This is a genomic window from Ruminococcus sp. AM26-12LB, assembly GCF_003480785.1.
Taxonomy (GTDB): Bacteria; Bacillota; Clostridia; order Lachnospirales; family Lachnospiraceae; genus Blautia_A; species Blautia_A fusiformis.
In genome coordinates, this window is the sequence record NZ_QUJX01000018.1 from 61074 (window position 1) to 70518 (window position 9445).

The 9445-nt window shown below is 43.4% G+C and carries 9 protein-coding genes and 1 tRNA gene; 3 read left to right on the forward strand and 7 right to left on the reverse strand.

Going from position 1 to position 9445, the window contains the following annotated elements; translation table 11 throughout:
* Window positions 1-220: 220 nt before the first annotated feature.
* Together DW694_RS13815 and DW694_RS13820 are read left to right on the forward strand one after the other, a co-directional pair.
* Window positions 221-1987: an ABC transporter ATP-binding protein gene (locus DW694_RS13815; protein WP_015526810.1), complete on the forward strand. Its 1767-nt coding sequence runs from the start codon at window positions 221-223 to the stop codon at window positions 1985-1987.
* A complete protein-coding gene (locus DW694_RS13820) occupies window positions 1984-3747 on the forward strand; it encodes an ABC transporter ATP-binding protein (RefSeq protein WP_015526811.1) in 1764 nt (587 codons plus the stop codon). The genes DW694_RS13815 and DW694_RS13820 overlap by 4 nt, the downstream gene beginning before the upstream one ends.
* A 201-nt stretch (window positions 3748-3948) precedes the next feature.
* Here DW694_RS13820 and DW694_RS13825 read toward each other — a convergent pair whose 3' ends face one another.
* From DW694_RS13825 to DW694_RS13840, 4 genes are all read right to left on the reverse strand, one after another.
* Window positions 3949-4641, reverse strand: a complete 693-nt coding sequence (locus tag DW694_RS13825; RefSeq protein WP_015526812.1) for a hypothetical protein — start codon at window positions 4639-4641, stop codon at window positions 3949-3951.
* Between the two features lie 99 nt (window positions 4642-4740).
* Window positions 4741-6042 carry a [FeFe] hydrogenase H-cluster maturation GTPase HydF gene (hydF, locus tag DW694_RS13830; RefSeq protein WP_015526813.1) on the reverse strand — a complete coding sequence of 434 codons (1302 nt, stop codon included), beginning with the start codon at window positions 6040-6042 and terminating at the stop codon, window positions 4741-4743.
* 109 nt (window positions 6043-6151) lie between these two features.
* Window positions 6152-6295 (reverse strand): maltose acetyltransferase domain-containing protein, encoded by a 144-nt coding sequence (locus tag DW694_RS13835; RefSeq protein WP_015526815.1) that lies wholly within the window; start codon window positions 6293-6295, stop codon window positions 6152-6154.
* 192 nt (window positions 6296-6487) lie between these two features.
* Window positions 6488-6766: a hypothetical protein gene (locus DW694_RS13840; protein ID WP_092070922.1), complete on the reverse strand. Its 279-nt coding sequence runs from the start codon at window positions 6764-6766 to the stop codon at window positions 6488-6490.
* Between the two features lie 77 nt (window positions 6767-6843).
* On the opposite strand from DW694_RS13840, the gene DW694_RS13845 reads away from it, so the two are divergent.
* Window positions 6844-7665 carry a Cof-type HAD-IIB family hydrolase gene (locus tag DW694_RS13845; protein WP_015526816.1) on the forward strand — a complete coding sequence of 274 codons (822 nt, stop codon included), beginning with the start codon at window positions 6844-6846 and terminating at the stop codon, window positions 7663-7665.
* Between the two features lie 92 nt (window positions 7666-7757).
* Here DW694_RS13845 and DW694_RS13850 read toward each other — a convergent pair whose 3' ends face one another.
* From DW694_RS13850 to DW694_RS13860, 3 genes are all read right to left on the reverse strand, one after another.
* Entirely contained in the window at window positions 7758-8318 is a 561-nt protein-coding gene (locus DW694_RS13850; RefSeq protein WP_015526817.1) for a flavin reductase family protein, read from the reverse strand.
* 6 nt (window positions 8319-8324) lie between these two features.
* Window positions 8325-8894, reverse strand: coding sequence for an NUDIX domain-containing protein (locus DW694_RS13855; protein ID WP_015526818.1), 570 nt, complete (start codon window positions 8892-8894; stop codon window positions 8325-8327).
* A gap of 208 nt (window positions 8895-9102) precedes the next feature.
* Window positions 9103-9175: transfer RNA gene (locus DW694_RS13860), tRNA-Asn, on the reverse strand.
* Window positions 9176-9445: the final 270 nt, after the last annotated feature.

Sequence of the window (9445 nt, forward strand, 5' to 3'; positions counted from 1 at the left end):
AAAAAATACTATATCTGCAATGCTTTGTAAATACTATGAATATCTTTCCCATGCAATTATCCGAAAAACCATACTTCTATCATCCCACAGATTTCCGTCCCAGGCAATAGCAAAATTATATTATCATACATTAAAAACAATATTATACGTATTATCTCCATAGGAGTATAATAACAGAGGTTTATTATAGAAAAATAAGGAAACGGAGGAAGAAAAAGAAATGCGAACACTTGCAAAATATCTTCAAAACTACAAAAAAGAAAGCGTTCTGGCTCCTTTTTTCAAGTTTCTGGAAGTTGTATTTGATCTGCTGGTGCCTGTCGTCATCGCCCAGATCATCGATGTGGGAATTGCAAATAATGACCACGGCTATATCGTTCAGAAGTTTTTTATCCTGATACTGATGGCTGCTGCAGGACTTGCAGTCAGCATTACTGCACAGTTTTTTGCTGCAAAAGCCAGCGTAGGCTTTGCCACAGAAGTGCGTCAGGCTGTATTTGACCATATCCAGAAGCTTTCCTATACGGAGCTGGACACCCTTGGCACTGACACGCTGATCACCCGTCTTACAGACGATGTCAATCAGGTACAGAACGGAGTAAACATGGGACTCCGTCTTCTTCTTCGAAGCCCGTTTATTGTTCTAGGCTCTATGGTAATGGCTTTTACCATCAATGTACGCTGTGCACTGATCTTCGCAGTTGCCATTCCGGTACTGTTCCTGGTTGTCTTTGTGATCATGTTTTTAAGTATCCCGCTTTTCAAAAAAGTACAGGGACGTCTGGATTCCGTCACCCGTCTTACCAGAGAAAACCTGACCGGTGTCCGTGTGATCCGTGCATTTTGCCGTGAAGCTGATGCCGTTGCGGAGTTTGACGAAAGCAATCTTGCACTTACCAAACTGAACGAATTTGTCGGAAAAATCTCTGCACTTTTAAATCCTGCAACTTATGTACTGATCAATATCGCAACAGTAATCCTGATCCAGACTGCAGGTGTACAGGTAAACCTCGGAAACATGCAGCAGGGTGAAATAGTTGCTCTTTACAACTATATGGCACAGATGATCGTAGAACTGATCAAGCTTGCGTCCCTGATCATCACCCTGAACAAATCCATGGCCTGTGCGGATCGCGTTGCCGGAATCCTGAAAGTCGATTCCACCATGACTTACCCGGACAAAGCTTCCTTACCGACTGTGGAAAGCAGTGACTATGCAGTCGCTTTTGACCATGTGAGTTTCTCCTATGCAGGAACCGGCGCACCTAGCCTTTCTGATATCACTTTTTCCGCAAAAAAAGGCTCTACGATCGGAATCATCGGCGGTACCGGAAGCGGTAAATCCACTCTTGTGGATCTGATCGCCCGTTTCTACGACGCAACCTCCGGAGTCATTACCCTCGACGGTCAGAATGTACAGACCTATTCCAGGCAGGAACTCAGGGAAAAAATCGGCGTAGTTCCTCAAAAAGCAGCACTTTTCCAGGGAACCATCCGCGATAACTTAAGCTGGGGACGGGAAGATGCCACGGACGAAGAAATGTGGGAAGCACTTACCACCGCTCAGGCTCGTGAAATCGTAGAGAAAAAGGACGGTCAGCTGGATTTCCGTCTGGAACAGAACGGCCGGAATCTTTCCGGTGGCCAGCGTCAGAGACTTACCATTGCCCGCGCCCTTGTGAAAAAACCAGAGATCCTGATCCTGGATGACAGTGCCAGTGCTCTTGACTTTGCCACAGATGCGGCACTTCGGAAATCCCTTCACCAGCTTGGTGGAAACACCACCACCTTCCTGGTATCCCAGAGAGCAGCCAGCATCCGCCAGGCCGATCTGATCCTGGTACTGGACGATGGTCAGCTTGCCGGAAAAGGAACCCATCAGGAACTGATCTCTACCTGCGAAACCTACCGTGAGATCTTTTTCTCACAGTTCCCGGAAGAGCGTACCAAATATGAAAAAGCGACTGGAAAGGAGGTCCTGGCATGAGTAAAACAGATACAACCGCCAAAAGCAAAAACAGCATGGCAACCTTTTTCAAGGTACTACGTTTCATTGGAAAATACCGTTTTCTTCTCGTATTAAGTGTGATCCTAGCAGCAGTCACTGTAATTTTGCAGCTGTATGTTCCCGTACTTTTTGGTTATGCCATTGATGAGGTCGTTGCTGCCCACGAAGTTGATTTTACAAGAATGGGATTCTATCTTTCCCGTATTCTTGTCATGATCGTATTTTCCGGCATTGCCACCTGGATCATGAGTGTCATCAACAACCGTATGACCTACCGCACAGTACAGGATATCCGTGCAAGATCCATCCGCCATATCCAGAAGCTTCCTCTGTCCTACCTGGACGGACACAGCACCGGTGATATCATCAGCCGTGTCATCGCAGATACGGATATTCTTTCCGATGGTATGCTCCTTGGATTTACACAGCTGTTTTCCGGTGTCATCACCATCATCGGAACCCTGCTCTTCATGTTCTCCAAAAATGTGTGGATTACTCTGATGATCATTGTCCTGACACCTGTAAGCTTTTTTGTGGCGAAATTCATCTCCTCCCATTCCTTCCAGATGTTCCGTGCGCAGAGTGATGCCCGTGGACGTCAGACTGCACTGATCGAGGAAATGATCGGAAATCAAAAAGTAGTTCAGGCCTTTGGTTACGAAAATCGTTCTTCCGAACGTTTTGCTGCGATCAATGAAGAACTCCGTGATGCCAGCCAGAAGGCTGTTTTTTACAGCAGCCTCACCAACCCATCCACACGATGTATCAACAACATCATTTACGCAGGTGTAGCTCTTGCAGGTGCCTTTCTGATCCCGGGCGGTCATCTGACTGTCGGTGGACTTTCCGTACTGCTGGCTTATGCAAACCAGTATATGAAGCCCTTCAACGATATCAGCTCCGTGATCACAGAGCTTCAGAACGCTCTGGCCTGCGCTACCAGGATCTTTGATCTTCTGGAGGAAGAGCCGGAAAGCCCGGATCCGTCCGGAACTCTTGTCGATGTAAAAGGTGCAGTGGATATCCGGAATGTTTCCTTCCGCTACGAAGCGGACAAACCTCTCATTAAAAACTTTAATCTTCATACAGAACCAGGCAGACGTATTGCCATCGTAGGCCCTACCGGTTGTGGCAAGACAACTTTTATCAACCTGCTGATGCGGTTCTATGACGTCACCGGTGGAAGTATTTCCGTGGACGGAACCCCCATCACCGATGTTTCCAGACATGCCCTCCGCAGAAGCTATGGCATGGTTCTCCAGGATACCTGGATCAAGCATGGAACTGTCCGTGATAACATCTGCATCGGAAAGCCGGATGCATCCGATGAGGAAGTGATCCAGGCAGCTAAAATGTCCCACAGCTGGGAATTTATCCGCCGTCTTCCAAATGGCCTGGATACCATTCTTTATGAAGACAGCTTAAGCCAGGGACAAAAGCAGCTTCTCTGCATCACCCGTGTCATGCTGTGTCTGCCGCCAATGCTGATCCTTGACGAGGCAACCTCCAGTATTGATACCCGAACAGAAATGCTGATCCAGGAGGCATTTGACCGGATGATGCAGGGGCGAACAAGCTTTATCGTTGCACACCGTCTTTCTACCATCCGCAATGCAGATCAGATTCTTGTCATGAAAGACGGAAGCATCATCGAGCAGGGAAACCATGAAGAGCTTATGGCAAAAGGCGGATTCTATCAGAAGCTTTATAACAGCCAGTTTGTGAAGGTTTCTGAGTAATATAAGCTGATTTTTTAACCGAATCAGGCAACTGGATAAATACGGATCGCAAATATCCGCCTGACTTAAAATTCTCCGGAACACAGATTTTCTGTACCGGAGAATTTTTTTATACTGTTTCAATGATATAAAAAAAATAAACATCTCCATATGATATCTATTTTGATATCCAGGATGATGTCTATTTTTATAAAACTATATTCAGATCTTTTTATATTTTGTCCGAAGAAGCCATTTCTGATCGATCACTTTCAGCTCTTCTCCAAAACGGATGTGAAGCCTTACAGAACCCGGAAGCTGCTCTACATGCTCAATATTTCCGGTTCCGAATTTCGGATGACTGACATCCTCTCCGATCTCATAGCGTACAATACTGTTCTGAGTATTCCTGTGCTGCTGCTCTCTTCTGTAAGTATCCCGCACCGTTACAGTACGGTCATGGATCGGGCTTCGGAGTTTTTTCTCATAGTTGTGTTTCATCAGAGCTTCCCCTGCCTTATAATATGGCGTTGGTGCCGCACCAGTCAGGGAACAGCAGTATTTCCAGGCACTTCCGTGGGTTCCGTGCTGCCACTGATACTCTGAGGGAATGTGAAAATTATACTGCATATAGTGAGCATATTCATGTTTGTAAAGATCCAGTCGGTCTTCTTTTTTCAGAGGATTTTTTACCGCATAGCCGATAAACAGCAGAGAAAAATGGAAATGCTCTTTTTCGTGGCAGCTGCCTCTTGTATAAGATCCCAGCAGATCCGGCTCCATGCCAAAAGTTATAGGGATCTTTGCTCCGTTAAGATGAAATTTTTTATCGAATTCTGCATAGAGACTTCGGATCTGAGCTGTAAGTATTGGAATTTCTTTCTGTAGGGCCTGTGAAAGTGTCTGATCGATCATTGTATCTGCAACTCCTTATCGTCACCTTTTGCAAATTTATAAAATGAACAATCGCTACTATATCATTTTTCGGAAAAAATGTAAACACCTGAAAAAAAATTACTGTTCCAGTTCTTTCCTCACATCCGGGAACATTTCCACACAACGTTTCAGGATTCCCTGCATGTAGGCAATGGCAATTCCGTAATTGGTGATAGGAATCTCCTGATCCAATGCACATTTCTGACGGTAACGCATTTCTCTCTCATTAAGCATACATCCGCCACAATGCACGATCAGACTGTACTTCGTCACATCCTCCGGGAAATCTCTTCCGGAGGAATACTCAAATTCCAGCTCTTTCCCCGTATAATTACGGATCCAGCGTGGAAGCTTGACTGTTCCGATATCATCACACTGCCTGTGGTGGGTACATCCCTCTGAGATCAGGATCTTGTCACCGTCTTTCAGCCGGTCCAGTGCTGCTGCCCCAGCTGCCGCTGTCTTTAGATTTCCTTTAAATCTGGCAAACAGAATAGAGAATGAAGTAAGCCAAATGTCTTCTGGAGTTTCTTCACTGACTCTGGCAAAGACCTGGCTGTCTGTGATCACAAGCTTTGGTTTTTTCCCCAGGGTTTCCAGTGTATTGGAAAGCTCATCCTCTTTGATCACGATGGCTGCTGCTCCGGCTTCCAGCACATCACGGATCGTCTGCTGCTGCGGAAGGATCAGACGCCCTTTTGGTGCAGCTTTATCTATGGGAACAACAAGAATCGCAAAATCTGATGGTTCAAGGAGATCCCCTACAAGACGCAATTTCAGTTCATCCGTTACTGCCAGCGAAGCGATCTTTTCTTTCAATTCGTAGATATTCTGACCGGTGGCGGCGCTGGCATAAATAGATTGCTCTGTGTTCTGGTTTTCATGATCCTGTTTCTGGCTGACACTACTCTCTTTGACCGCACCCGCATGGGTATTCCGGTTTAAGTTATTATCTGAAGAAAGCCGGTTCCCATCTTTTGTTTTCAGCAGATCTGCCTTGTTATAAACAACCAGATATGGAATCTCCTTCTCTTTAAAAATATGGATCAATTCTTCATCCACACTGGTTTTTCCCACAGTGGCATCTACTACAAGAACTGCTACATCCACTCTGTTCAACACCTGTTTCGCCTTGCGGACGCGAAGTTCTCCAAGATGTCCTTCATCATCAATACCTGGTGTATCTATGATCACCACCGGGCCCATAGGAAGTAGTTCCATGGCCTTACTTACCGGATCTGTAGTAGTTCCCTTTACATCGGATACCACAGCCAGCTCCTGGCCTGTCACCTTATTTACGATACTGGATTTTCCTGCATTTCTTCTGCCAAAAAAACCGATATGTACACGGTCTGCTGACGGTGTTTCATTCATTCCCATAATTTATCCTCTTTTCTTTCAGCATCAGACAGGTCCTCATCCATTCCTGTTCCTATCAACCTGCTTCTTTTTGATTTTTCAAAAGCCGGACATTCCTTCCACTCTTATATCATAGTGTAGTATCTCTTTCAGCATTTCTTTTATCCAACTGTGTGGGACGTGTCATATTGAAATCATAAAGTCGATCCAGCTTTTTGATCTGATCCTGGATGATCTCATCATCATTAGGAAGATATAGCTCTCCTGTATGCATTTTTTCTCATTGAGCGCATGTCAGCACCTCCTTTTTTTGCGTTTTTACAAAAATGATATTTTTTATGTTATCATATCCTATATTCACCTACAAGCATGAATTTTCTGAATAATCCGAGGCTTTTTCGTGAATCTGTTATATTTATATATAATCTGCAGATTTATCTTCTGTCAACAAATTTCTGTATTTTTGCTATTCACAAAATCTTCCACCCTGTCGGATCACTTTATTTTTCTGCTCCGTTTCCAATTCTTCATCGGTAAAGATCAACTGGTACTCACTGACATCATTATATTTTATGAGATTTTTTTTGCCAAACTTGGTATGGTCCGCCAGAAGATAGCTTTCCTCTGCATTGGCATACACGCAGCGTTTCACAGCTGCTTCGATCTCTCTAGTGGCCGATGCTCCAAAAGAGGCATCTACTGCACTGGCTCCAAAAAAAGCTTTGTCATAATGAAATCTGGATATATTTTTATTTTGTTATTTATGTGCTATTTTATATACAGAAACACCTATACTCATCTTTTACAGAAAGGATCTCGAATATGAAACCATTATCTTCATTTAAGCCACAGGCTGTTTTCAGCGATATTGACGGCACTTTACTAACCTCAGAACATGTGGTATCTCCGCTGACTAGTTCCGCCATTCATACTTTGACAGATCAGGGCGTTCTGTTTACTATTTCTTCAGCACGAAGCCCTTCCGGCATCCGTCCTATTATTAAAAAAAATGATTTCCATTGTTGTACCATTGCATTCAGTGGTGCACTAATCCTGGATGAAGATCAAAATATCCTTTACGAAAAAGGAATAAGCATTTCCGACGCTTCCAAAATCATTGATGTGATCGAAAAAAAATGTCCTCACGTGACCTGGAATGTTTTTACCTCAGAAGACTGGATCGTAAAAGACCGGACAGACCCTCATGTGATCCATGAAGAAACGGTTGTGGAAACTACCTCTATAGAGGGATCCCTTCAGTCTCTCTCAGATACGCTTATGGTAGATAAAATCCTGTGTATGTGCGATTCTGAATATATGTCACCGTCAGAAACACTTCTTCGCAAATATTTTCCGGAATTATCTATTGCAAGATCTTCCGATTCTCTTCTGGAGATCATGGCTGGCGGCATAAACAAAGCGGAAGCTGTAAAATATCTTTGTGATCTTCGAAAAATCCCTCTTACCAGTACTATTGCATTCGGAGATAATTATAATGATCTGGAAATGCTGGAGGCAGTAGGATGTGGAGTTTTGATGGGAAATGCACCTTCTGAGCTGCAAAAACATTTCTCTTTTGTAACAAAGAGTAATGATCAGGACGGGATTTTTCAGGCCTTTAAAGAATTGGGAGTTCTGAATTAAAGAATATTTATAACAAATAGAAAGTCTCTTCCAGAAGATAATTTTTTATCTGTACCTGTGAAAGAGACTTTCTGTATTTCAGTAGATATTATTTATTTCAGTGCCGTTCCGGCTTTAAAAGCATCGCCGACTTTTTCGCCAAGACGGATATATGCATTGTTGAACGGATCAAAAGTGATCGGTGCTGCTTTTGCAACATCTACGTTTCCATTTTCATCCAGAACGCTCTCATCCACGCTGACATTTACGATCTCACCGATCAGCCGGCAGGTGTCTTTATCATAGCTTTTCAGCTTACATTCTATACAGATTGGAAGCTCTTTGATAATAGGTGCATCTACTTTTTCAGATTTTTCTGCTGTAAATCCGGCTTTTACAAATTTATCCGGCTCTTTGTTTCCGGAAACAATTCCTACATAGTCGCAGGCTGTCATATGCTCCACATCTGCCATACTTACTGTAAAAGCGCCTTTTTTCAGGATGTTTTCAGTTGTTTTATGATTTTCACTGACACAGATGGAAATTTCCTTATCATCGCTGATTCCTCCCCAGGCTGCATTCATAACATCCGGTTTTCCATCCTCACCATATGTAGCGATCATTAATACCGGCTGTGGATAAGTGTAAGGCTTTGCTCCGAAATCTTTTCTCATGATCTTTCACTCCTTTATTGTATTGCCGTTACTTTTTATAAATTGACGTACAAGCTGCAGACCTCCCAGCGGAACACAGAATTTATCTCTGTGCTGACTGCATTGCTGATACGTTTCTTCCAGATCAAACCACTGTACCTCTTCTACTTCTTCCTTTTGAAGTGTAAGATGATCGATCTCTACCGGGTGATCGTAGATATAAACAAAAGCGATTTCTTCATCCCGGAATATTTTTCCATGAAATTCTCTGGCAAAAGATATGGGGAATTTTCCTGCAAACTGCAGATCAGCTGATTCCGCATGGATTCCCAGTTCTTCTTTCAGTTCCCGTAATGCCGATTCCATTGGTTCATCTCCCGCCTGTATGTGACCTGCAGATGAAGTATCAAATTTTCCAGGAAAGGAGTCCTTGTTTCTGGATCTTTTCTGAAGAAGGATCTCTGTTTTTTCATTCCTCCGGCGGATGATCCAGATATGAGCAGTACGATGAGGGATTCCTTCTGCGTGAGCAATACTCCGTTCTACGATCTTTCCAGTGGGATTTCCGTTTTCATCTATGATATCAAATAATTCCATTTTTCTGCTTCTTTCTCATAAATTATTCTTTCTTAACCAAACCAATTTCATTCTAGCATGATTTCGAAATAGTTTCCAGTCTGTTATCAGAAAACATTCTATAGGGGATTACTTGATTCGGTCAAATATTACGATATATATAACGGATATTTATACAAACATATAAAAAGTGCCTGTAAACAATTCCTTGTTTACAGGCATAAAAAAACTCCCCCTGTTGGACTCGAACCAACGACACTGCGGTTAACAGCCGCATGCTCTACCGACTGAGCTAAGGAGGATTACTTAAATATTTAATTAAGGTTTGTACCTTAAAAACTACATACATGTTTGTTGATCGTTAATCAAACTCTTTGAATCAATTTTAACCTGCGTACCGATACTCCAGCGGGGGTCATCTCACGACTCCGTCGTTCGATGTCATTTGCTTCGCAAATGTTCAGTCTGTACCATAAATGGTTCTCCACAAGCAAGCTTGTTCCGCCCCATTTCTGTTACATCCTGCCCGCTTCCTCGGCTTTTTGGTCAAGCCCTCACCCGATTAGTAACAG

Coding starts and splice junctions, on each gene's coding strand:
- DW694_RS13815 (WP_015526810.1), top strand. CDS start 221: ATGCGAACACTTGCAAAATATCTTCAAAACTACAAAAAAGAAAGCGTT.
- DW694_RS13820 (WP_015526811.1), top strand. CDS start 1,984: ATGAGTAAAACAGATACAACCGCCAAAAGCAAAAACAGCATGGCAACC.
- DW694_RS13825 (WP_015526812.1), bottom strand. CDS start 4,641: ATGATCGATCAGACACTTTCACAGGCCCTACAGAAAGAAATTCCAATA.
- hydF (WP_015526813.1), bottom strand. CDS start 6,042: ATGGGAATGAATGAAACACCGTCAGCAGACCGTGTACATATCGGTTTT.
- DW694_RS13835 (WP_015526815.1), bottom strand. CDS start 6,295: ATGCATACAGGAGAGCTATATCTTCCTAATGATGATGAGATCATCCAG.
- DW694_RS13845 (WP_015526816.1), top strand. CDS start 6,844: ATGAAACCATTATCTTCATTTAAGCCACAGGCTGTTTTCAGCGATATT.
- DW694_RS13850 (WP_015526817.1), bottom strand. CDS start 8,318: ATGAGAAAAGATTTCGGAGCAAAGCCTTACACTTATCCACAGCCGGTA.
- DW694_RS13855 (WP_015526818.1), bottom strand. CDS start 8,894: ATGGAATTATTTGATATCATAGATGAAAACGGAAATCCCACTGGAAAG.